General features: G+C 47.4%; 19 protein-coding genes. 6 read left to right on the plus strand and 13 right to left on the minus strand.

Features of this window, described 5'->3' with window-relative positions:
* Positions 1 to 66: 66 nt before the first annotated feature.
* Together GO755_RS23705 and GO755_RS23710 are read right to left on the minus strand one after the other, a co-directional pair.
* Positions 67 to 2,469 (minus strand): ABC transporter permease, encoded by a 2,403-nt coding sequence (locus GO755_RS23705; protein ID WP_157587779.1) that lies wholly within the window; start codon positions 2,467 to 2,469, stop codon positions 67 to 69.
* 259 nt (positions 2,470 to 2,728) lie between these two features.
* Positions 2,729 to 5,131 (minus strand): FtsX-like permease family protein, encoded by a 2,403-nt coding sequence (locus GO755_RS23710; protein ID WP_157587780.1) that lies wholly within the window; start codon positions 5,129 to 5,131, stop codon positions 2,729 to 2,731.
* 56 nt (positions 5,132 to 5,187) lie between these two features.
* Between GO755_RS23710 and GO755_RS23715 the strand changes: the two genes are divergently transcribed.
* Positions 5,188 to 5,658: a Uma2 family endonuclease gene (locus GO755_RS23715; RefSeq protein ID WP_157587781.1), complete on the plus strand. Its 471-nt coding sequence runs from the start codon at positions 5,188 to 5,190 to the stop codon at positions 5,656 to 5,658.
* 10 nt (positions 5,659 to 5,668) lie between these two features.
* Here GO755_RS23715 and GO755_RS23720 read toward each other — a convergent pair whose 3' ends face one another.
* Both GO755_RS23720 and GO755_RS23725 read right to left on the minus strand, forming a co-directional pair.
* The gene (locus GO755_RS23720; RefSeq protein ID WP_157587782.1) at positions 5,669 to 8,095 is read right to left on the minus strand and encodes an ABC transporter permease; all 2,427 of its coding nucleotides are present in this window, start codon (positions 8,093 to 8,095) and stop codon (positions 5,669 to 5,671) included.
* A gap of 159 nt (positions 8,096 to 8,254) precedes the next feature.
* Positions 8,255 to 8,971, minus strand: coding sequence for a DUF5020 family protein (locus GO755_RS23725; RefSeq protein ID WP_157587783.1), 717 nt, complete (start codon positions 8,969 to 8,971; stop codon positions 8,255 to 8,257).
* Between the two features lie 158 nt (positions 8,972 to 9,129).
* Between GO755_RS23725 and GO755_RS23730 the strand changes: the two genes are divergently transcribed.
* The gene (locus GO755_RS23730; protein WP_157587784.1) at positions 9,130 to 10,302 is read left to right on the plus strand and encodes a hypothetical protein; all 1,173 of its coding nucleotides are present in this window, start codon (positions 9,130 to 9,132) and stop codon (positions 10,300 to 10,302) included.
* Positions 10,303 to 10,331: 29 nt separating this feature from the next.
* Here the strand turns inward: GO755_RS23730 and GO755_RS23735 are convergent, their stop codons facing one another.
* Positions 10,332 to 10,784 (minus strand): hypothetical protein, encoded by a 453-nt coding sequence (locus tag GO755_RS23735; RefSeq protein ID WP_157587785.1) that lies wholly within the window; start codon positions 10,782 to 10,784, stop codon positions 10,332 to 10,334.
* A 113-nt stretch (positions 10,785 to 10,897) separates the two neighbouring features.
* Here GO755_RS23735 and GO755_RS23740 point away from each other — a divergent pair, with 113 nt between their 5' ends.
* The 3 genes from GO755_RS23740 to GO755_RS23750 all read left to right on the plus strand — a co-directional run bounded on the left by GO755_RS23740 (position 10,898) and on the right by GO755_RS23750 (position 14,918).
* Positions 10,898 to 11,194 carry an SCP2 sterol-binding domain-containing protein gene (locus GO755_RS23740; RefSeq protein WP_157587786.1) on the plus strand — a complete coding sequence of 99 codons (297 nt, stop codon included), beginning with the start codon at positions 10,898 to 10,900 and terminating at the stop codon, positions 11,192 to 11,194.
* Positions 11,195 to 11,357: 163 nt separating this feature from the next.
* Entirely contained in the window at positions 11,358 to 12,809 is a 1,452-nt protein-coding gene (locus tag GO755_RS23745) for a Gfo/Idh/MocA family protein (RefSeq protein WP_157587787.1), read from the plus strand.
* Between the two features lie 198 nt (positions 12,810 to 13,007).
* Complete coding sequence (locus GO755_RS23750; protein ID WP_227687059.1) at positions 13,008 to 14,918, plus strand: sensor histidine kinase; 1,911 nt, start codon at positions 13,008 to 13,010, stop codon at positions 14,916 to 14,918.
* Between the two features lie 77 nt (positions 14,919 to 14,995).
* On the opposite strand, the gene GO755_RS23755 is transcribed toward GO755_RS23750, so the two are convergent.
* Positions 14,996 to 15,481: a DUF6252 family protein gene (locus GO755_RS23755; protein WP_157587789.1), complete on the minus strand. Its 486-nt coding sequence runs from the start codon at positions 15,479 to 15,481 to the stop codon at positions 14,996 to 14,998.
* 231 nt (positions 15,482 to 15,712) lie between these two features.
* Between GO755_RS23755 and GO755_RS23760 the strand changes: the two genes are divergently transcribed.
* The gene (locus GO755_RS23760; protein ID WP_157587790.1) at positions 15,713 to 17,164 is read left to right on the plus strand and encodes a serine hydrolase; all 1,452 of its coding nucleotides are present in this window, start codon (positions 15,713 to 15,715) and stop codon (positions 17,162 to 17,164) included.
* A 29-nt stretch (positions 17,165 to 17,193) separates the two neighbouring features.
* Here GO755_RS23760 and GO755_RS23765 read toward each other — a convergent pair whose 3' ends face one another.
* The 7 genes from GO755_RS23765 to GO755_RS23795 all read right to left on the minus strand — a co-directional run bounded on the left by GO755_RS23765 (position 17,194) and on the right by GO755_RS23795 (position 24,449).
* Positions 17,194 to 18,012, minus strand: a complete 819-nt coding sequence (locus GO755_RS23765; protein WP_157587791.1) for an RpnC/YadD family protein — start codon at positions 18,010 to 18,012, stop codon at positions 17,194 to 17,196.
* A gap of 269 nt (positions 18,013 to 18,281) precedes the next feature.
* Positions 18,282 to 19,085, minus strand: a complete 804-nt coding sequence (locus GO755_RS23770; protein ID WP_157587792.1) for a LytR/AlgR family response regulator transcription factor — start codon at positions 19,083 to 19,085, stop codon at positions 18,282 to 18,284.
* A gap of 4 nt (positions 19,086 to 19,089) precedes the next feature.
* A complete protein-coding gene (locus tag GO755_RS23775; RefSeq protein ID WP_157587793.1) occupies positions 19,090 to 22,122 on the minus strand; it encodes a sensor histidine kinase in 3,033 nt (1,010 codons plus the stop codon).
* A gap of 125 nt (positions 22,123 to 22,247) precedes the next feature.
* Positions 22,248 to 22,880: a hypothetical protein gene (locus tag GO755_RS23780; RefSeq protein WP_157587794.1), complete on the minus strand. Its 633-nt coding sequence runs from the start codon at positions 22,878 to 22,880 to the stop codon at positions 22,248 to 22,250.
* Positions 22,881 to 22,988: 108 nt separating this feature from the next.
* A complete protein-coding gene (locus GO755_RS23785) occupies positions 22,989 to 23,219 on the minus strand; it encodes a hypothetical protein (protein WP_157587795.1) in 231 nt (76 codons plus the stop codon).
* 8 nt (positions 23,220 to 23,227) lie between these two features.
* The gene (locus GO755_RS23790; protein ID WP_157587796.1) at positions 23,228 to 23,851 is read right to left on the minus strand and encodes a hypothetical protein; all 624 of its coding nucleotides are present in this window, start codon (positions 23,849 to 23,851) and stop codon (positions 23,228 to 23,230) included.
* Between the two features lie 106 nt (positions 23,852 to 23,957).
* On the minus strand, positions 23,958 to 24,449 hold the full coding sequence (locus GO755_RS23795; protein WP_157587797.1) for a hypothetical protein: 492 nt from the start codon (positions 24,447 to 24,449) through the stop codon (positions 23,958 to 23,960).
* Between the last annotated feature and the right edge of the window lie 20 nt (positions 24,450 to 24,469).

Genomic DNA, 24,469 nt, shown 5'->3' on the forward strand with positions numbered 1-24,469 from the left:
TGGCGTGGAGCAGGGTGCATGGAGCGCGGTATGAAACCCTGCCCCGCGCACCTTGCTCCATGCTATTTATTCAGATCGTAAACTCTTAATCGGGTTCGCCAGAGCAGCTTTTACGCTCTGGAAACTCACGGTTGCCAAGGCAATCAATACCGTAAGGCCGCCAGCCAGCAGGAATACCCACCAGTGGATGTCGGTGCGGTAGGCGAAATCGTTGAGCCAGGTGTGCATGGCGTACCAGGCCACAGGAGAGGCAATCAGTAACGCCACGACGACTAGCTTCATGAAGTCTTTGGAGAACATGGCTACCAGGCTCGTTTCTGATGCCCCCAGCACTTTCCGAATGCCAATTTCCTTGGTGCGTTGCTCGGCCATGAACATCGACAAACCAAACAGACCCAGACACGAGATCAGGATGGCAACCCCGGCGAAAATGCTGAACAGAGTCTGCTGCGTTTGCTCGCGTTTATAGAGTCGGTCAAAGCGAGCATCCAGAAACTGATAATCGAATGGGCGTTCCGGGAAAAACTGTTTCCAAACTGATTCTACCCGCTGTAGAGCGACTGGAATATTTCCTTTCAGAGGTACAGATATCCATCTTAAATTTCTACCCATAATCATGGCCAGGGCAGCCATTTGCTGATGCAGTGATTCGAAGTGAAAATCTTTCGTTACACCAATAATCTGGCCTTTGGCAGGTCCGTACTGAAAGGGCTTTCCGATGGCTTGTTGGGGTGTCCAGCCTAACTCACGTACGGCTGTCTCGTTCAGAACGACCATTGAGGTATCCGTCGAATGAGAGCGGTCGAAGTTCCGTCCAGCGACCATACTAATCTGATACGCTGGAATGAAATCGTGATCGATACTCAGCGCCCGCAGATTTACTTTGACCGGAGCCATTGTATCGCCTTTCAGAGCCGAAGCCCCGTAAGAATCAAGGAGTCGTCCCGACGGTACTCTGGAGGAACGAGCCATACCGTTGGCAACACCCGTTTGAACAAGCTGCTGTTTAAGGGTCTCGTAATTCGTTGTCGAATCGCCCACATCGGGCAACAACAGGACCTGCTCTTTGGCGTACCCCAGTCGGTAGTCCTGGATGTACTTCATTTGATTATAGACAACCGCTGTGCTAATAATCAGAACAATAGCAATGGCAAACTGCGTGATAACCAGCACCTGTCGCAGTTTCCCTGTGCGCATGGTCGACGCAATCTGGCCTTTCAATACGCCAAGAGGCCGGAACGATGTCAGGAAAAATGCTGGATAACTGCCTGCAACCAGACCGGTTAAGAGCGTAATGCCAACCAGAATAGTTAGGAAAATCGGGTCTAGCAATTGCTGAAATGCCAGTTGTTTCTGGGTGAAATCGTTGAGTGAGGGCAAGCAAAGAATCACTAAAAAGATAGCAATGACTAACGCAAGTGTCACTAAAACAATGGATTCACTCAGAAACTGACCAATGAGCTGGGCGCGCAAAGCCCCTACAACCTTGCGCATCCCAACCTCTTTGGCCCGCCCTGCCGAACGGGCTGTTGCCAGATTCATGTAGTTGATGCAGGCGATCAACAGAATGAATAGTCCAATGGCCGAAAACAAATAGATATAACTGATATCGCCGGTTGGCTCTACCTCCGAATCGGTATGTGAGCGTAGGTGGATATCGGTGAGTTTTTGCAAATTAAGTACCGAAAAAGTAGAGGCTATACGGCCTTCGTTGGATGGCACATGTTTATCCTGAAAAGCCGGGAAAGCCGCTTCGATCCGTTTCGGGTCTGCGCCCGGCTTTAGCAACATATACGTATTGAAGGAGTTGTTACCCCAATTGGTCCTCAAGCCTTCGGCTCCGTAAATACGGTTGTCGTTAAAAGTGGAAAACGACATCAGAAACTTGGGGTGAAAATGCGATTGCGCAGGTAGAGGCTCATAAACGCCCGTGACGGTCAGGTCGAATTGGTTGTTTAATCGAACGGTTTTTCCAATTGGATTTTCGCTACCGAAATACTTCTCGGCCATTGGCCGGGAGAACATAATCGAAAACGGATTGACGAGTGCCTGGTCCGGATTTCCGCTAAGCAGTTTAAAATCAAATACTTTAAACAGGTTGGCTTCGGCAAAATACATGTCCTCCTCGTTGAAAGAGTGTTCGCCGTAGCGTACCAGCGCACCGTTGTCGATGGTCCGTACAACTTGTTCGGCCTCCGGGAAATCCTGTTTAATCAGTGGGCCAAATGGGGGAGCTGCCTGCGCTAATTTTAGCGAGGGTGTTCCTTCGGAAGATAGGAATGTACGCGTGACCCGATAGATACGGTCAGCATTGGTATTGTAGCGGTCGTAGCTGAGTTCATCCTTTACGTAGAGCGCAATGAGCAGAAAACACGCCAGCCCTACGGCAACTCCCGTAAGATTGATGAAACTGAATGTTTTGTGTTTCCGCAAATTGCGGAAAGCGATCAGCAGATAATTGCGTAGCATAAGGAATACAGTATTTGGCGCTAGAGTATAGTGCCCAAATGCTGTACCAAAAAAGTAAATAGTTGATTATTAGTTGATTATTTTGTCTCAGTCAAGATCATTGTCCGTTTACGGACGTTGGTCGGACAGTTGCGGACAAGTTCTGAACCGGGATTCAGCTGATTTAAGGATTAAAATTGATTTTGCCTTGCGCTTCTTCGAAGCGAATCAATAAACAAAATCAGCTTTAATCCTTAAATCAGCTGAATCCCGGTTCAGACTACTCGCTTCGCAAACTCTTCACTGGATTCATCAGTGCCGCTTTCACACTTTGAAAACTAACCGTCAACAAAGCAATACCAGTAGCTAGCAGTCCGGCAAGAACGAATACCCACCAGGCAATGTCGATCTTATAGGCGAAGTCCTGTAACCACGTACTCATGGCCCACCAGGCTAGGGGAGACGCCAGAATGATAGCAACGGCAACCAGTTTCAGGAAGTCCTTGGAGAGGAGACCAACGATACTGGCGACCGATGCACCCAGCACTTTCCGAATGCCGATTTCTTTGGTACGTTGCCCAACCGTAAATGCAACGAGACCGTAAAGCCCAAGCCCGCAAATGACCATCGCCATCAGCGCGAATACGTTGACGAGTTGAGAAATCGTCGTTTCGGTTTCGTAAAACTTCGCGAGTTGATCATTCAGAAATTCATACTCAAAGACATCATTTGGATATAACCGATGCCAGACGCTCCGAATATGAGCCAGCGTCTGCGTCGACGATGCGCCTGTAATTCGAATGCCTGCCTGCCGGTACATGTTGGGAAACGACGCAATAAAGCAGGGGCCAATGACTTCATGCAATGACCGTTGGTGGAAATCTTTAACGACGCCCACAATGGGCAACGGGACCGATGACAGATAGTATTGCATCCGTTTGCCGAGAATGTCTTGTGGATTGCGAAAGCCAAGCTTATGAAGCAACGTTTCATTAATAACGTACTCCCGGATAGAATCCCCTTCGACGATGTTTCGGCCGGCCAATAACTGCAAATTATACGTTTTCAGGTAGTCCGCATCAGCGAGCCGCTCACGAGCAGGAAAGGTTGTCCACTCGTTGTTAGAGCCAAATTTGAAGGAACCTCCATTCATGACTTTGGCCGAGGGCGGTCGATATTGTAAGGTGACCGCTTTGATATCAGGATACTGATTCAGTTCACTTTTAAAGGCTTGCCATGATTTTTTATCAGAAAGAGGAAGGTTGACAATCACGACATTATCCTGCTGGAAACCCAGGTCGGTTTGGCGAATAAACTGCATCTGTCGCATCACCACCAGCGCCCCAACCAACAACGCCTGACAAACGATAAACTGGAGAACGACCAGCCCCTGTCGTAGCGAGTACCCACCCACCGATGTTGCCGTGAGTTTCCCCCGTAGACTCGCCCACGGGCTGAAGCCGGACAAGACAAAAGCCGGATAACCACCCGCTAGAAACACCACTATAACCATCAATAAACCGATAAATAGCAGCATTGGCAGGTCGGGCGTAAACACTAGCTGAATGTGAACCCAGTTGCTGAATAATGGTAAACTTAGGTATGCCACTAGTGCGGCCAGCATCGTAGCCATCACCACAATCATACTGGTTTCGAGCAGAAATTGCCCCGCCAGTTGCGCACGCGAACTCCCCAGTGTTTTGCGAACGCCAACTTCTTTGCTGCGTCGGAATGCCTGTGCCGTTGCCAGATTGACAAAATTGATACAGGCCGTCAGGACTAAAAAAAGGCCAATTAACCCCAAAGACCATAGTAGCGATAGCCGGATAACACCGCCCACCCGATCCACATCGAAATGCACGTCGGCCAGGGGCTGTATGTGAAAATGGTAAGCATGAGCAACGTCGCCAAAGTGCTTTTTTGACAGCGCCGGGAAAGTACTTTCCAGTCGTTGAGCAGTGGTGGGCGCGTTGTCTTTTAGTGTACAGTACAACCGGTAATTACTGTTCAATTGGCCCCACTCATTGACATTAAACTCGGGGTCGAGTTGCCGGATGGTGGGCATGGAAACAAACAGGCCAATGTTGGTATCGGTGGGTTTTGTCGGATCGGCGACAAGGCCCGTTACGGTCGCATTAACTTTGTGATCCAGTTCAATGACCTGTCCCAAAGGGTTTTTGTTGCCAAAGTAGCGTTTGGCCCATGACTCGGTTAGCACAATGCTGTTTGGAGCGCTTAGAGCCGTTTTTGGATCACCGCCCAACCATTGATAGTCGAAAATCTGAAACAACTCGCCTTCGGCAAGAGCCGTATTATCGTGTTCCAGAAAGCGGATTGGAGCCTCTTGGCCGGGTTGTTTTACGCTAATTGTTAATGACCGATTTACTGACAGGAAAGCTGCCTGTTCGACCTGCGGGTAGTCGGTTCGCAGTGTTTTTGCCATGGGTAATGGCGCTTCTGGATAATGTTCAATGGACCCATCATCGAGGTGAAGATCCAGGACAATCCGGTAAATACGGTCGAATTTGGTGTGGTACCGATCGGTGCTGAGGTGATGCCGGATAAACAGAAAAATGAGTAGCCCACCCACCATGCCAATAGTGAGACCAACCACGTTCAGAAGTGTATAACCGCGTTGTGAACGCAGGTTTCGAAGGGCGATTTTGAGGTAAGATCGTAGCATTTAGTTGTGGCATTTGGTTATCTTTGAATTCACTTCAAGAGAAAACTCGTTCGACTATGGAAGCAACCGTTGAGCAACCCATCGAATACGAAGACGAAAAAATGTCAAGCCTGAATCATTCTGAGTTGCAAAGTCGGTTAGCCTTTCTATTCATGTCGGCCTATCGGCAACAGTACAGTATTTTTACAGAACTTGATCTTGAGTTTGCCTCGGGCAAAACTCGTCCGGACTTATGTATCTTTCCTAAGCGTCAGATAAATTGGATGACTGACGAAATCATTGTTCATGATGTTCCTTTAGTTACCATCGAAATTCTTTCCCCCGAACAGAGCTTAAACAGCCTTATTGAACGCATTTACCAAAAGCACTTTCCTGCCGGTGTTAAGACTGTTTGGCTGATTGTACCAAGCTTGCAAATCGTGTCAATTCTATTGCCCAATCGTCAACAGCTTAATTTTACTGAAGGCCTTATTGCTGATCCAGAAACCGGATTACAATTAAACCTGGCTGACATTTTCGAAGGGTGAAAAAAAAACACTATTCACTCCGCAAACTCTTCACCGGATTCACCCCTGCTGCCCGAATGGCCTGAACACTGACCACTAATCCTGTTAACAGCGCTAGAATAAGCGCCACCAAGGCAAACGGCGTCCACGACAAATCTGTCCGGTAAGCAAAGTGCGTTAACCAGTCGCTGAGCAGGTAGTAGGCCAACGGCCAGGCAATAACATTGGCGATGATCAGAATCAGCACGAATTCCTTCATGAATAGATTGACAATGCCGATGGTCGAAGAACCCAACACTTTCCGAATGCCGATTTCTTTGGTACGTCGGGTTACGTTCAGCGAAACCAGTCCCAACACGCCCAACAGTACGATGATCAGCGCTAACGTAGTGGCTAGCCGGGATGCTTTTTGCAGTTGCTTTTCGGTTTGGTAAAGCTTCTGAAGCGTATCGTCCATGAACGAATACTCGAATGGTGCATCAGGAAAGAGTCGCGCCCATTCTTTGTTAATTGCGGCTATAGTTTTTTGCAAATGATCTGCGCTACCTGGGGCAAGTTTGAAGGAGAAATAGCGGTAAACGAGATTGGCGCGAACATGGATGAAGATGAGTGGGTTGATCGTTTGGTGCAGCGATCCGAAATGGAAATCTTTTAGAACGCCATCTACTCGAAGCGGGACGTTACCCCCCGGAAACCGCACAAGCTGACCTATCGCTTTGGCAGGATCACGCCAACCCAGGGCTTTGGCCGCCGATTCGTTCAAGACTACGCGCGTGGAATCATAAGCTCCGCCGTTCGCGTGGAAAAACTGGCCTTCCCGTAGTTGCAGTCCATACGTTTGCGCAAAGTGTTCATCGGTGGTGAGCACTTCCATTGTAGCGGCATCGGTACTATCACGTCCGTGGTGAAATACCTGACCACTGCCACTACTTTTACCATCGGGAATAATAAACGAAAAACTCACGTTGCTCACACCGGGAATACGAGCAAGTTGATTCCGAACTCCTTCCATCCGCTGCACGCCATCTTTCGACCACTCGCGCGGGACAGAGGCCACCGTCATGATCTGTTCTTTCTGATAGCCCAGGTCTTTGCTGAAAAAATAAGCAACCTGCCGACTGATGACCATAGCGCCCACAAATACGAAAATGGCGACCGTAAACTGAAACACGATCAACGCCCGACGAAGCCCGATTCCTTTCTGCACCGATGCCGTTAGCTTGCCTTTCAACGATTCTATCGAAGGCATGCTCGACAGCACAAAAGCCGGATAACCACCTGCCAGTAACGCAACCAGCAACGCGCCAGCTATCAACGCAGCAAAGGCGAGTGGCGACCAGGTAATCAAGGAGGCAATTGGCCGTTCCAGCAAGTCGGCAAACGTAGATCGGAACAGTTCGTGACAGCCCAGCGCCAGTATCGTAGCAACGGCTGTCAGGAGGAGAGCCTCGGCCAGAAATTGACCAATCAACTGCTTTTTCAGTCCACCCAGTGCCTTCCTGACGCCGATTTCGCGCAGGCGCGTAGCCGATATACCAATGGTGATGTTGATGAAATTGACCACGGCCATCAACAAGATGAAAACTCCAATCAGAGTGAGCGTAAGCACCATTTTTTCGATCAGACCATTGTTGCCTTTCAGATAAAATGTGTCCAGTGGGCTAAGCGATACCTCCAGATTTTCCTTGAAACCCGGTGGTGCATAGGTTGCCAGAACTTTGGCAATAGGTTGAGTCAGTTGATCAGCGGTTACGCCCGGTTGTAGTTCCAGGTAGTTCGGAATATATTGATTCTGCCAGGTATTTATGCCGGTTGACGGCGCAAAATAATTGATGTCCCGCATCGACATGAAAACCCGGTTGGGCGTGGGAACTAGATCTGTGACGCTGTTCTTTGGCAAATCCTGCAACACGCCTGTCACGGTAAATAGCTGTTTGCCGCCCGCCGGTGTCTGCACCGTTAGCTGTTGCCGAAGCACATCGGTTTTGCCGAAAAATTTCTGCGCAACAGCCGCCGTAATGACAATGGAATTTGGTTCAAGGAGAGACGTTTTTGGATCGCCATAGGCCATAGGAAAGCCAAACATGGGTATCAGCGTCGAATCGCCCACTTGGATACTTTCCCGGAAATGCTTCTCGTCCTTCGAAATGATGGCCGTTATGCCGTAGAATCGGTAGTAGTTAGCGACCAGATTCGGGTATAATTGCTTGAGTGTGGGGCCAATAGGCGATAGGGTTGTGATGTCCATACCCATGGTTGCCTCCTTCCAATGACTCCGTACCAGATACTGCTGGCCAGAATTGCGCAGGGTTTTATTAACAGCCAGTTCGCCCTGAATGTAATTGCTAATCAGCAACAAAAACGTAATACCAACCGTCAGGCCAAGCAACGTCACGAGTGCATAGAATCGACGTCGGAGAAGGTTGCGAAACGCAATTTTGAGGTAATTCTGGAGCATAACGTGACCGATTTGGTGGAGGTAGTTTTATCGCCACGAAGGTATTTACTGTTCTGATTAGCAGTTCGTTAAAAAATGTTAAGGTTTTGTAGTGCCGACCGTCCCGGTCGGGCGTATGACAGATTACCAATACACATCCGACCGAGACGGTCGGCACTACTAGAACTGATTCTTCAACGCCAGCGTGGGGTATACCTGTAGTTGATTGGCATTGGTCAGGGTATGGTAAAACAGATTGATCCTTGAGCCGACTGAAATTGATTTGGTGAGCTTTACCCAACATTGCGGATCACCGAAAAAGGCGACTTTTTTGCCGATCTGGTCTTTCGTAAAATCGTTGCCCTGATTCCGATTTTCACTCCACGCAACCAGACTTCCGGCTACCATAATTCGGTAGTTGAAAAAACCTCTTCCGAAGTAAAATGTAAACTGCGGATCATGACTTGGTTTGGGGAAGAAACTGGTTCGACAAACCAGGCTGGTTGTGAACCAGGCACCTTTCCATTGAAACGGATAAGCCGCTCCAATCCCGAACGTATTGGTAATGTAAAATCCATACGATGGTGGCGCAACACCCAAACCACCGCTGTAGGTCAGCGCCAGTTCGACTTTAGGTTTCCAGTAGCGGATATTCTTGGAAACCTGCAAGAAAACCTGACCAACATTGTTATTTTCGCCGGATAAGTCGGTTTGCATCTTGAACAAGAAAGAACCCGTCGAATCGTTTCCCTTGAAATATTCAAAAGTGATTGACGCAAAATTGGTCCGATTCAATTCAGGGTCGAGCGAATGCCGGAAATCGTAGTGGAATTGAAGTTGTTGCGCTTGACCTGCCAGAGTAATAGCGCAAAAAATAGCAAACAGTATGGTTTTCATGGACGACGAATTTTTCGGTAAATCTTCGTCGGAGGGCGAAAAACGAGCGGAATTCAGGCGGAAACGTCACGGAATTGTGAATTCTGCTGTACCCACGGGTTTCAGCCCGTGTTTTTATTCTAGTTCAAACACGGGCTAAAGCCCGTAGGTACATTTCTATGGATGAATTTGACCGGAGGGCGTTTGCCGATTTAGTCAATGCGGTGGTCATGAAGTGCTTTGGCCATCCATTGAATAGTCCACTTTCTGAGCCGGAGAGCAAGCACCTGAGCACTGAAATAGAAGAAAGTACCGGGCTGGTTATCGGTTGGCGGAGCGTGAAAAACTATGCCGCTTTTCTGCTCAATCCCTCGCCGGATAAACAGGAGAATCCATCGGTAGCTACGCTCGACACATTGGCTCGCTATGTGTTCAATGCGCCAGTGACGACGGAAGCCGAACGGAAAAAGACGGAAGAACATTTTCCGTACTGGTTCCGCTACCGTGAACAGACGGGCCTATCGACTAAGCCAGAAGCAAACACTAACAAGCCGAAAAAGGAACGCTGGCCTGTTATCGTCGCTGGACTTTTCTTCATAGCAGCTATTGGTGGTTTCCTGTTTTTTAGACAATCATCAGTTGAACAAGTGCAGGAGGATTTTCATACGCTAGATGATGATTATCTGACCAAAAATGGCTGGCTTGTTCAGGGTAAAAACGATCAGTACTGGGCTCGAAGATCAGAGCAGTCGGGCCGCCTGACGTTATTCACACTCAAAGGGGATAACTGGCCCAAAACGGGCGAAATTCCACGTGTACAAAATTTGTTGTTACGAGAAATTCAGACTGATTGCTTCCGAACGGAAGTGCATTTTACGGATTTCGTTCCCAGCGGAAACTGGCAGCAAGCGGGACTTTTGTTACTGGAAGATACCCTGTTTACGGGGAAAAGCATTCGCCTGTCACTCTCCTACAACGATTACTTTGGCGGCTATGACAAACCCGGCGAAATTCTTATTCAAGCCATTGCCTCCTACGGAAAAGGCGATAAAAATCTGGAAGAATTCATTCACCAACCTTTGTTCCCGCTAGCCAACGCCAACGACCGGCGGATCGCTGTTACCAATCTGAAAAACCTTGCGTTTCGGATCGAGAAACAGGGGCAGAAGTTTCGGGTTTTATATTCCGTTAGCCCCGTCGACAATTTCTCGTTTAAGGAAATAACCGCCTACGAATTCGGAATGACCCCTAAATACATTGGCCTGTTTGCCCTGAAAGGCTTCGTCGACTCTACAGCCCTCATGCCGGTTTCTGTACGCTATTTTCGACTGGATGGGCAGCGGTGTGAGTGAGGTCGGATGCTAGAAATAAACGATTAAAATCAGTGCATTTCCTTCCTTGCAACCCAGTATAGTCCGGCAAAAATCAGACTGAAAAATGCACCAAAGGAAGTGTTCAGCGCGCTGAATCCCCCCAGTATAGCAGGCAGGACAAGGCCGACAGCAGCCCCTGCTACGTAAATCCAGAAGCCTATTCGCTGGAGCCGAAACATGAACACGGCACCAATGAGTGTCAACAGCGAGTAAATAAATTGTGCAATAGCCAACGATTTCACCTGAACAGGATCGCTGGGTACGGGCGCATCGCTGGCTGATCGGTCTTCAAAATAGGCATTGGGTTGCTTTTCTTTCTTAGGTGCTTTCCCGGAGTTTTCGACATAGGTTGTTTCAGATACGGCATCCGTTTGGAAGAACGATATCGATGAATCGAATAAACCCCAGGCACAACTAAGAAAGGTGAGAATGCAAAGGAGAGTTAAATATTGAGAACGCATAGGCGACGCGAACAATCTGTCCGCAATAGAATTTAGGCGAACAGGATGTTCGCGTTACTTGGAAACCTTAATTTCGCGGCTGAGTTTCCTTTCAACAACGAAATCAAAATCTGATGACTCTGCAAGAACTAACCGAGCAAACTCGGAACAAAGTTACACACGCCGACAATATCAACGCTACGATTAAGCTCGTAACTGATCAGGGTGTTGTCTATATTGACGCTACTCAATCGCCCGCTACGGTGTCAAACGACGATAAAGCCGCTGACTGTGAGTTGCAGATAAGCATCGATAACCTCGTTAAAATGAGCAATGGTGACCTTAATCCAATGATGGCCGTTATGACGGGCAAACTCAAAATTAAGGGCGACATGGGTATTGCCATGAAAATGGGGCAGATTATGGGCTAAGGTTAAAGAGCGAAAGAGTGAATGAGTGAAAAAGAGGTCCGCCAGAGCGGAGCGAAATGAATCAGTAGTAGATGTGTTTTTATGCCTTACTACAATTTAGTAGCTTGGCGGCCTGATTTGCTCCGCCGAAAGCGCTCTTTCACTCTTTCGTTCTTTCACCTTTATGTCTAAGCCCTCTCGTCGTAAATTTCTGAAAAACAGTACACTCGCTGCTGCAACAGCATTCGGTGGAAGTTTCTTTATTGTTCCGCGCCATGTGTTGGGTGGAAAATCATCGGATGGCTCGCGCATTATTGCTCCATCTGATAAACTCAACATAGCTGCTGTGGGCTGTGGGGGCAAAGCCGATGTGAATATCCGACTGGCCTACAACAAGGGGTCTGACAATTTCGTGGCTTTGTGCGATGTCGATGATCGACAGGCTAAAAAATTCCGGGCTCAGTTCCCCAATGCTCCCTATTTTCAGGACTACCGCGAAATGTTCGACAAAGCGGGTAAAACCTTCGACGCGGTTATTGTCAGTACGCCCGATCATATGCACGCGCCAATCGCTATGGCGGCAATGCAGATGGGTAAACACGTGTATGTCGAGAAACCACTGACGCACGACATCTACGAGGCTCGCATGCTAACCGAAGCCGCTCAAAAGTATAAAGTTGTGACCCAGATGGGGAATCAGGGTAGCTCGGGCGATGCTACGCGCATTATCGAAACGGCTATCCAGAACAAAATCATTGGCCATGTTCATACCGTTTATTGCTGGACTAATCGTCCAGTATGGCCGCAAGGTGTTAAATCGCCAAGAGAAAGAGGAGAATCGCAGCCCATCCCCCCCGAAGTGAACTGGCCGCTTTGGCTGGGTACGGCTCCCACTCGGGATTACCACGAAGCTTACATGCCAACCCGTTGGCGGGGTTATTGGGATTTCGGTACGGGCGCACTTGGCGACATGGGTTGCCACTTCATGGATGTGCCTTTCCGGGCGTTGAAGCTCAAATATCCAACTTCCGTTGAATGTAGCGTGGGATCGGTCTATGCCGATTTTTTCAAAGAAGCGTTTTATGACGACAGTTGTCCACCTTCGTCGGCCATTCACCTGACGTTTCCGTCGGACGACAAAAAAGTCAAAGAAATTAAATTTTCGTGGTTCGACGGTGGTATTCGCCCCCAACTACCCGAAGGTGTAGAATATAATGATGTGTTCCGGGAAATTGACGGTGGTATACTCTTCATTGGTACAAAAGGAATGCTTACGGGCGGTCTGTTTGGCAATGACCCTAAGTTATTACCTGCCGATAAATTTAGTGGAAAGGAACTCCCGACTCCCGAAAAACCGCTGGTAGAAGGCAAAACCGAAGGTCACCAGCAACAATGGGTTAAAGCCTGTAAACAAGGGTTCGGGGCCTATACTTCCTCGTCATTCGATCAATCGGGCCCACTCACCGAAACCGTTCTGATGGGCAATCTGGCTACGCGCTCCTATCTGGCCCGAGAGGGAGGTAAGTTTACGGGACGCAAAAAACTGCTCTGGGATGGCGACAATATGAAAATTACCAACTTCGACTACGCCAATCAGTTTGTCAAGCGACAGTATAATGGTGGATATACGCTATAAAGATTTAAAGAGCGAAAGAATTAAAGAGCGAAAGGCCGTCGGTGCGGAGAAAGTGACTCGCCAGCCACTCTTTCACTCTTTCGTTCTTTCACTCTTTAAATAAATCCCTACATTAGTGCTACTTCGGGGTCACTGATGAGACGTTTTCGCAAACTACTATTTCCATTTCTGAGCTGTTGCTTACTGACTTTCCGACTGATGGCACAGTCATTGAGCCATCAGCCAGTCGTTGTGTTGCCCGGACAAGGTGATCTTATCTCGTTGGATGGGTACCTGGCTTTTTTTCGCGATTCACTGCACACCCAAACGATTACTGACGTTACCAGCCTGGCTACTGGAGTCATTTTTCAGCCGGTCAAGTCGCCTGTTCCTAACTTTGGCATCATTACCGGCACAAAACAGGCTACGCCTATCTGGCTCCGGTTTCGGGTGCAAAATTCTACCCCTCAGCCGCAAAATTGGCTGGCCGAAATAGACTTCTGGTGTTTCGATGAGTTGCAACTTTTTGTTGTTGATGCGCAAAATCGGGTATTATCGACCTCACCGTTAATTGGCTGGAAAACCCGTGCCGACCAGCGAATTCGCGCTCATCGGCACTTCTGGTTTCCATTCACTAGCCCTGCACAGCAGAACGTAACCGTTTATTTGCGTGTCTTAAAACGCCGGGGTACGCAAATTGTACCCATCGAACTTGTCCGGGAATCGGCGTATGATTCAGTTGTGCAGCGAAGCTATTTATTCTGGGGGGGCGTGTTGTTTACGCTGACGTTTGTAGCGTTTATGAGTCTGATTTTTTTCCTGACAACCCTTGACCGAATTTATTGGAAGTACATTTTTTGTTTACTGGGTCTGGTTGGTTTCTTCTTTATCAACGATGGATTCATGAACCAATTTGCATTCGACGAGCAATTCTGGATGCCTCGGCAGAATGTTTACTTTTTATTTCCGCTTATTCTATTCTACTCACAACTAACGTTTGTCCGTACATTTTTGAACCTGCGCAATACGCCCTCGTATCGCTGGCATACGGTTGGCACGTTCGTTCTTGGGAGTGGCATACTGTGCCTGATTGCGTTAACGGCCGAGTGGTTCATGCCGTTGACACCCGCTCTGGAGTTAGTTATGATCCGCTTATTCACGGCGCTATACTGGCTCCCGTTACCCGTTATCGTAGCCTATATTATTATCAGTATCATTCGGCGTTATCACGTAGGTGAGGCATGGTTGTATTCAATTGCTGTGTTACCGTTTTACACACTAAACCTTGCTCTGGTTTTTTCCAATTTTGGTTTACTACCCACTTACGAGCCCGTTGCCAACTTTGCTTACTATGCACCAGCCGCTTTATTTGAAGTGCTTATGTTGACAGTTGGTCTGGCCTATCGGTACAAAATGGATCGTGACCAGACAGAGCGACTCGTAAAAGAAAGTATCGTTCAGCAGCAACGGGCCTATCAGGCCGAGGTGCAGACATTAGCGGTGAAAAATAGCTTACTAGTCGAAAAAGAACGCATTGCCCGCGACCTGCACGATAATGTAGGAGCGCACCTGGCGTTTATTGTTACGAATCTGACCCAGATCAGCGATCAGGCCGAGAAACAATCCGTTAAAGATGGGAAACAGTGGGCCAGCCGACTTCGTAACATTGTGATGCATACTCGGGAGGCCGTTAAACTTCTGCGCGAAACCATCTGGGCAATTCATCAGGAAAGTTTTACTGTCGAGGAGTTTGGTGAGCGCCTTGATCAATATATCAATCGTTACTTTCATGAGGAAGATGGGCTGAATGTCGATGTGGTTGTGACGGGTTCGCAAACACAGCGGCTTTCGTCGACACAGGTGCTGAACTTATTCAGAATTGTGCAGGAAGCACTTACTAACGTTGTCAAACATGCACAGGCCACTACGGCGGCTGTTCAGTTGCAGGTTAGTCTGGGAGGTCATATTAACCTACGCATTCATGACAATGGTCGGGGCTTTACCTGGGCTAATGGAACGGTCTCTAGTCAACACTATGGGATGCAGAATATGCAGACGCGTGCTCAGGAGTTGGGCGGCAAATTCCGGGTCTATGCCGATAATGGGACAACGGTAGAGGTAGACGTGTAAATGCTAAAAATGGTAGATTAGATACGCCATACCTTAGGAGATATGACGTATCTAATCTACCATTTTTAGCAACCAGGCTATTGACGAATATTTACGTTGAATGAACCTTCTGTTAGTGTTCGTTTTACCGTACCCGATGCATCATAGGCCGTGAAACTAAACGTACCTGTCATATAGGTTGCCGTTTTCTTCGTAATTGTAATGCTTCCGGTTCCGCCATTTACGGTCGAAAAATCTTCTTTATTGATGGTCAGAATACCAATATTGATATTGCTCAATGGATAGGTTCCTTCAACAGCCGTCGAGGGGAGAGCAAGGGCTACGACATCGCTGGTTTTACTGTCGAGGCCATAAATGGCGAAGTAGCCGTTTGCTCCCGGAAATGTAGCCAGTGCATAGGCATAATCAGGGGTATATGCCTTTCCATCCACCTTTACTTGAAAATCTACTGTAGCCTGAGTCGTGGTTGGATTAGGGGCAATATCGTCAGACTTCTTACTGCATGAACTTAGACTGAAGGCGCAAATGAGTGTCAGGATCGTTGCAACGTGGGTGATTTTCATGATTGATATAGAGCTTTTGGGCTTTTGTTTTTTTTTGATGAATCAAAGCTACTACATCCAGTAGGGGGCCGAAGACGAGACTGTGTAATAGGCGGTTCTTACTTTAAACCCGGTGGATATAGTACTATAGTTGGCGTAAATGAAAAAGTGTCCTGAACGGATTGTAGATAAAATTCAGTGTTGACAAGTAACCTTTGCGTTAACCCGGAGTTTCCAGCGAAACGTTTGATCATGACCATTCTTCGCTTTATAGCTATTCTTTTGTTTGTTTCTATTCATAGCACTTATGGACAGAAAGCCCAGATCGATAATGTAGAAACCGTTATACAGCGTGAAATGCAGGAGCGACGTATTCCTGGTCTTCAGCTTGCCGTTGTTCAGCATGGGAAAGTTGCTCTGCTTAAATCGTATGGAATAGCCAATCTTCAATATTCAACTCCAGTAACGAATCAAAGTATTTTCTCCATTAACTCCTGTACCAAGGCATTTACCGGTATTGCCATTATGCAGTTGGTTGAAGATGGTAAAGTAGAGCTGGCGGCACCCGTATCTCGATATCTTGATGCGCTTCCTGAGGCATGGCAGCCCGTAACGATACGGCAATTACTAGCGCATATTTCGGGACTGCCCGATGTTGCCCGGGTTATTGATTCCGACAAAGAAGGTCGTGGAGCCACCTTCAATGAAGAGGCTATTTGGGCGAAAACGAAGGCGATGCCGATGGATTTCCCAACTGGAGAACAGTACAGCTACAACCAGACAAACTACGCTTTACTGGGCAAAATCATTGATAAATTCAGTGAGAAGCCATTTGCTCAGGTGTTTAAGGAGCGACAGTTCCAGGTGGCAGGTATGCCAGGCACTGTCTTTGGCGATTCGCGTGATGTGATTCCTAATAAAACGCAATCGTATGGGTTTACCACAAAAATTGACGGCCAACTGTTGAGTGAGCCTAAACTCACCAACAACTATGAAGAATTTGCCCCCTTTCGTCGGACGGCTTCTGGACTAAATAGTACAGCAGAAGATATGGCACACTGGGTCATGGCGTTGCAGCAGGGTAAGCTTCTCAAGACAAAAGACGCACTCAATGCCCTCTGGACACCGGCAACCTATAAGAATGGCTCGCCAACTCAGTGGGCCGTTGGTTGGGTAACTAAACCCCGTCTCAAGCATCGGGCAGTGATCACAACAGGTGGTGGTCGATCGGCCTTGTTTGTGTACCCTGACGATGATTTGGCGATTGTTGTGTTAACCAACCTGGCGGGCTCGTTCCCCGAGGAGTTCATTGATGAGCTGGCGGGCTGTTATAACCCAGATATTCCGGCAGCTGACCCCGTTACGGCTCTCCACATGCAGTTACGGAAACGTGGCTTCGAAAACGCCATCGACGTAGCCAGTGAACTAAAGAAGAAAACCCCTGACTTCAAGCCGTCTGAAGACGATCTGAATGATTGGGCCTACCGACTCATGGCCAGACGACAACTAAACGAAGCGCTCGGAATTTTCAAACTCAATGTGAACCTATACCCCAAAAGCTGGAATGTATATGACAGCTATGGCGAAGCCCTCTTAAAAAATGGCCAGAAAGAAGACGCCATTGCCATGTACAAAAAGTCGATCGAGCTAAACCCAGATAACCAGAACGGCAAACATGTACTGGCGAGAATAGCGGGAAATTGATGGGATTGATTGGGGTGATCGGTACTACCTTACTTGTCAGACTTCAGCTTTTGCTGAACCTGCTGAACGAATTCAATAGATACACCAGCAATTTTGGCAACGCGTTCCACTGAAAAATCAGTCTCAGTCAGCAAGTTGTTCACAAATTTAGCCTGTTCCTGTTCTCTTGCCTTGTCTTGACCTATCATGTAGGCCGCGTCCTTCTCTACGCTTACAAATTTGGCGATACTATCCATGGCAAGGTCTCTGAGTGTTTGTCCTAAGTTACGCAACTGCGCTAATACACGCAACTGACTGAAATATCTTTTTAACGCTAAATCACCTTGAGTCGTTTCTTCAACGCGTTGAATGATTTGATGGAGGACGGTTTCTGGACTTTCTCCTATAAAATTAGCCAGAATACCTAAAATGACTTCTTCGGGTTGATCAGATTTGAGGAACGTATGATAATCAAGGTCATTAAAGGCAATAAGTAGAAACCGATAATTCATTAATTCGCTTTCATACTGGGTTTCCATTTTGGGTATACCTGAACCAAGAAACAATACGTGCTGGCGAATGGGTAGTTTATACTTGCGAGCCAGCATGATGTGATAATCAGCCATTCGGTACACCATCTCCTGTTCATCAACCAGTTGAAATTCAATATGCAGTACAAATGTCCTGCCCTCTATGTCCGTAATTTTCTTCAGCACATCAGGCTTACGCTCCTTGGTGTGCTGAATATCATCGGGTAGTTCTTCGGACGAAACAGCCGTGATACCGAGTATATTTTGCATCAAACTCGGTATCACTGCCTCTATATTCTCTTTGAAAATCTTATCGTATTGGCTGGCCTGTTTACCCATGCGGTAAAGTTACCTGAAGCGCGATAATTGTTTACAAAAAAAACTAATTGAAGATCGAATAGCACAACGGCATAGTTTGAACTACGTCGAGTGGTGTTGACACTCAAATCTTACTGGACCAGGTGTTCGCTTTGTCAGCCACAACTCGTCTTCTGAGCTAAAGCCTGCCTGTCGCCGGGACGCGAACTACACGCAACAGAATGCGCCATTAATGATACTTACGACAGCATAGCCTCGAAGTGAGTTAACGGTAGGTTAACTATAGTGCCCTACTTCAACTTCCCCGAATTTACATAGAAATCAGAGAGTAGGGATAGGAACTCCTCTTTGCGACGGCGTGATACTTCGATCTCGGTGTTGTCGCTCATCCAAACCTGACCACCGTCGCCTTTTACGTAGCGTTTGATGTGTTCGAGGTTGACGATGTTTGATTGGTGGACGCGGAAAAAATAGTAGTTGTCCAGAATCTCTTCATACTCCTTTAGCAACCTCGACACCACAATTGGGGCGCCTTTGACGAGATGAAATTTAGTGTACGAACCCAACGATTCACATTGAATAATATCGGTCATCTGTACAAAGTGAATGCCTTCGGCAGTGGGTAAAGCAATGCGCTGATTGTCATTTTTCTTACGTTCAACCAGCCGTGGACTTTGCGTTGAATCGAGGTGTTCCTGTAAAATCTGAAGTTGTTGCGGATTCACACCCGCTATCTGCGATTTGAATTTCTCGACAGCTGCCTGTAATTCGTCGGGATCAATGGGCTTGAGCAGGTAGTCGATGGCGCTGAATCGGAAGGCCCGAATGGCGAACTCCTGGTAAGCCGTTGTGAAAATCACGCCGAAATCCACCTTGTCGAAACTTGCCAGCAAATCGAAACCGGTTTTCCCCGGCATCTGAATATCAAGAAAGACCAGATTTGGTTTCTCTTTCTTGATCAATTCGATGCCCAGATCGGCGTTTTTAGCTTCGCCAACAATTTCTACTTCCGGGCAAAGGATGCGGAGTAAGTTGGTCAGTGCCTCGCGGGCATTGGTTTCGTCGTCAATTAATACAGCACGAAGTTGGTTCATAACGCTACGCTTTTTCGATGGGAATGGTCATTTTTACCCGCGTCCCCGCTGGGTTGTTGTCGGTATCAACCAAATCAATGAGTTCTATTTTGGCTTCTTTATCTTTCCGCCGGAGCGATTCGAAAATCCCTTTTGTCATTTCCTGCCCCCTTGAGATGTGGCCTTCGGTGCGGGGTGCAAACGCCCGGCCTACACCGTTATCCTCAATTGTGCAGACAATGTGATTGTCCTGAATTCGGGCCCTTATTTTTAACGTCTTTGGGCCTTCTTTAGGCATCAGACCATGCCAGATCGCATTTTCAACGTAGGGTTGCAGGAGCATAGGTGGCAGGTGCGCGTCGAGCAACACTTCATTATCTTCGATGTCAAATGAATAGCTGAATTCGTGATTGAACCGAAACGATTCGATCTCGACATACATACGCAGCGTGTCGATAATCTGCTCAAAGGACAGATACTGGTGGTTCGAGTTTTCCATGATCCGTCGGACCAATTTTGAGAACTTCGATAAATACTTTGCCCCTTCGATACCCCGATTGGTCAACAGATAACTCTGGACGGAATTAAGCGAATTAAACAGAAAATGGGGGTTCATCTGCGATTGAAGGGCTTTCAATCGCCATTCCGTTACCTGTAAGTCCAGCCGATTCCGTTCGGCAAGCGTATTCACCCGCCAGCGCATCATTAGTACAATCAGGCCAGCAATGAACAAACCAATAAGCGTTCTAAAAAACCATGTATTGGTAAAATAAGGCTTTATGGTGAGTTGAATAACCAGCGGTTTGTCGCTCTTTAGTCCGAAACTGTCGCTACTTCGTACCCGCAGCGTATATGAGCGTGCCGGTAGATTTGTAAAGGAAACGGTATGTTGATTTCCTAAATCAACCCAGTTCGGTTCATAGCCTTCTAACTGATAACTGTATACGTTTTTGGAAGCCGGTTCAAAATTCAGTGTTGAAAAATTCAGCGTGATCGAATTTTCGTCGGGTTGTAAAACGATCTCTTTTGTTAAATCCTGATGGAGCATCTTCCCCTTTACCTCTACCGAACTGAGCGCAATGTGGGGAATAACTTTGCTGCGAATCAGGGCGTTGATATTCAGAATATTTATCGTGTTGATATGGCCTAAAATCAACTCGTTCGAGCCGTTTTTCAGAAACCCAACGGGGTCGTTGCTGCTCAATCCTTCTATCGTCGTAAGGTACTTGACTTTTCTGGTTTTTAGATTGGCGATATGAACACCTTCGTTGGTACTGAACCAGAGATTGCCCGCTTTGTCGTCGCAAATATTGGAACAGTATGTATCGGATAGCTTGTCGTGCTGATAGTCGAACGAAGCTAAAAGCTGGCCCGACGATGAAACTTTATTAACTCCGCCCCAACTAGCGACTAGCATTGAGCCGCCTTCACCCCGTTGCACCGCATTGATACAAAGGCCGCTCAAACTTTTGCCCTTGTTGACCGGCAGATCCAGGATATTGACAAAGCTGGCCCGTAGCTCATCGAAGTAATATAAACCATTGGGGCAGGTAGCTATCCAGATTTTTCCGTCTGTGCCCTCGGTAATCGCTTTCACATAATTGTTCTTGCAGAGCTGCTTAGCCATTGATTCGGGCCAGAGTTTCAGTTCTGTGGCTGTAGTCGGGTCAACTACTTTGAGCCCTTCGGTTAGATTAGCGATCCAGAATCGTCCTTTCCGATCCAGCAAACCATCTCTGAATTCGGTAGACGTGAACAATCGTGATGCCACAGGCAAAACCGAAAACGTGCCTTTGGTCGGATCTCCTACAAATACACCTTTGTCGGTAAACGCCATTGGGCGGTTCTGAATCCACTGAAGCCGATAGGTATAAGCACTTGTGGGATAAGGCCATAAGTGAAACTGATTGGTTGATGGCTTCCAGACCAATGCGCCTGAGTGAGAAAGCCCTAACAGGAAATTCGTGTCAGGTAGTTGTAAAGGACTAGTTACCTCAACGGGCAATCGAACAGCACTGGCCGGTATATCGATAGTATGAATACCCGGATTCCGATACCTGTATTTAATTAATCCCTTACGGGTGCCAATCCAGAGAATGCCATTGTCTTTATCGTCGTACATGACTCTAACATGGATACCCTTGTTGTAAAATTCCGGCAAGTGATATACCTGATTTTCATCGGGATAATAAAGGCTTAACCCTTTTTCGGTACCAATGAACAAGAGTTTTCGTCCATTTGCATCAACGGATGCCTGCCCACAAATGACGTTCTGGTTCGCAAACTCTTTACTCAGGAACGAAAAGGATTGATCGCTAGACCCTCCAATCTCGGGTGAAAAGCGGAGCAGACCTGAGTCGAAGGCGCCGATCCAGATCGTTCCCTTTGTATCCTGAAAGGCCATTTCAAGACGAACGGGACGTTTGTTGCTGGCCTGTTTGGCTTCCTGTCCTAATACACAGATGAGTCGGTCGTTTGGGCGATCGTAGCGGTAGAGTCCGATTTCCGAAATCACCCAGAGCCTCCGTTGGTTGTCTTCGAAAAAAGTAGCATCCTGATGAATGTTGGTTGCCGAGGAGAGCGCATACAACCGAAGCTTTTTTCGAGCGGGATCATATCGTTTTACCGATGTGTAATCGCCCACCCAGGCTTGATTATACGAGTCAACAAACACTCGTTCGTGCATGTCGTTGGTCCGGTCAGCGTCTTCGTAATTATTACGGAGAATTGTTTCGGCGGTAAAGGTTTCGGGATTGATTGCGCATAACCCTTTTGTGGAAATTGACGCATATACCGTGCCCGAAGAATCGGTTGAGACGCCGGAGCAGTAGCCTAATTTCTGGTCATCCAGTGCGCGAAATGTATACCCATCGTAACGGCAAACACTCCGACCCGTACCAATCCACAGAAAACCCTGCTTGTCTTTTGTAATACACCATACGTCATTGGAAGGCAACCCTTCTTTTGTCGTCAGGTATTCTAATGTCAGCGTAGGCATTTGGGCATGGGCTCCCCAACAGGTGGTAAAAACCAGCAGGAAGACCAATATGAAGCGCATACGTTGATAGTAAAATGCCTAAGTTAGATTCGATTCTGAGCTTCTCTTGATTGACAACTGACAGCCTAGTAGAATCTATAGAATCTGCAGAATCAAAATCTACTCAACCAGGGCAAATTACATGATTAACGGGTAATATTTTCAACACCGAATTGACTACCACCACCCATCGCCCAGCGACCACGAGCTCTATTACCCGTCATAACATATTCTACGGTGCCAAATGCCTGACCAGGCCCGTAGCCGATGACCAGATAATCGCCACTCATGAAGCCTACGCCATTGTAAACCCCATTGCCTACCTGCCACTGAGCCTGAAACGTATCGCCTGTTTTTTGCAGCGTTAATTTTCCTCGATAAGGCCGTCCGTCTGGATTTGTACCTACCAGGTCATAATTTCCGTCGCGACCCGTGAGCGTTTCGGTGCCAGTTGCACCGTCCAGGCCCGATGCCGTCCAAACGCCCTCGATTCGTTGCGCAGCGGTATTCGTTTTGTAGACAACAATACCGTAACCACTGTTAAGGCCGTAGCCAACGAATAATTTCCCATCGGCCATCAGACCTAAGCCACTGTAATTGCCCGCCGTTGTTTTCCAGTCAACACCAAATGATTGACCTACGCGCGAGATATTGAGGGAGCCATTATAGGATTTACCATCGGGTAGTTGGGCCTTCTCAATGCGCCAGGTACCATCCTGAGCGAGCAGGGTTTGAGCAGTAAGCATGATGAATAGCGTGAAAAAAGAAGAAAATTTCATTGTTGTGAATGAGGTTTGAATTGAATTATGATTACTTTCTTCCGGCCAGAGGCCGGAGAATAATTGGCACGAACGAAGACGTTCGCGCCATCCTGCGCCATGCCGCGTTTACCGTACAAGTGAACTTGAGGGCTTTTTCGTGTTCGTCGATTTGACGGAACCAGGCTGATTACCTGCTACATCAGTTGGCTCATTAGTAGCGAGCATACTTGTAAACGAGGCAGGTTTGCTTGATGCCGACTCCTGAATCGAGCGGAAGTAGTTCTGTTGACGATTCACCAACCGAGTGCCAGCTACGAACAGGACAACCATGATTACGTAAGGGAATACTGATTTCATAGTCAGGGTTATTTTTCGAAGAGTTCGAAGAGTTTAGACATTGTCGTGTAATTGCGGAGAGATCGGGTGAAGATGTTTTTATTATCATCAAGAACAACCTTGCCACTTTCGTCGGTCACGTATTCGTAAATCGACCCATTGCCATAGGCATGGACTCGGTATTTGTACAGGAAGAGCCAGCATAGCGTACCAATCAGAAATAGAACTCCTGCAAACCACAGGATATAGATAGTGTCGCTAAGCTGACGCTGAAAACTGCTGGTTAAGAAAAAAGTGTCGGTCCTGGGACTGTAGAGAATTGGGGCCGTCTTGCCTTCTGTCACGGCAGCAAACTCTTCGACGGAAATGCCACCTGTTTGTGTGCGGACGATGGGCTTGCCTGATGGGTTGGTGAAACTAACTTCAAGGCTATTGTCTGTCTTTTTGAGGATAAGCGCCTGTGTAGGAACGCCGTTGTGCTGAATATTTTTCAGGTCCTGATCGCTGCCATACCACCAGTAACAAAACCAGAGTCCGATAAAGAAAAACAGCGAGAACATTCGGAAACCCAGCGTATTATACTTCCGCAGCACGAAGTAGTAATAGGCCATCAGGAAAACACCGAAACAGATTTCTTGAATTTGGTCAGTCATGGCTTTAGAGGGGATCTTAATTGAATCAAACTTAATTGAATCCGAACCGCTCAAAAGCAAGACTGGATAATAGGCGGTGTTCGCCCGAAAAGTGGTAGGTTTCGCTTTATGGTTGGAGCTTATCGAGCTGTAAGGTTTGTTCCCAAAAGCGAATAGCGGCACTGCTTTGCATCTGGAAAATAAGCCAGAAAATGCCGTATAAAAATAGGGCTGGAAACAGGCTATTGAGCAGAATGGCTATGTCGCCAGTTTTGAAAAACTCGGGAATACCAGCAGCCACAAACATCACAATCGGGAAACTGAACACAAACAGCGAAATGATCCAGATCGTGTGAGGACGGATGCTGATTGACACAAGCATTTTGCCGTTACTGATTCGATAAGTGCCATCAATACTCGGACCAAGTCCCTGCTGCTTAAAATTGCTGCTCGTTTTTCGCACAGAAAAACTATAGGGCGTGAAGCTACCGTAATAGGGTTTCTTGCTGTAAAAACTAAAGCCCGTGATCACGTTTTCGGTTAACCGTTGACCAATTTGATCTGACGTTAATTCGGTCTGATAAGTGAGTTGACGAAAAGGTAGTAGCGCGTCGAACATGAATAGGAGAGAGGTACTTT

This window comes from Spirosoma arboris (assembly GCF_009754945.1).
GTDB lineage: Bacteria > Bacteroidota > Bacteroidia > Cytophagales > Spirosomataceae > Spirosoma > Spirosoma arboris.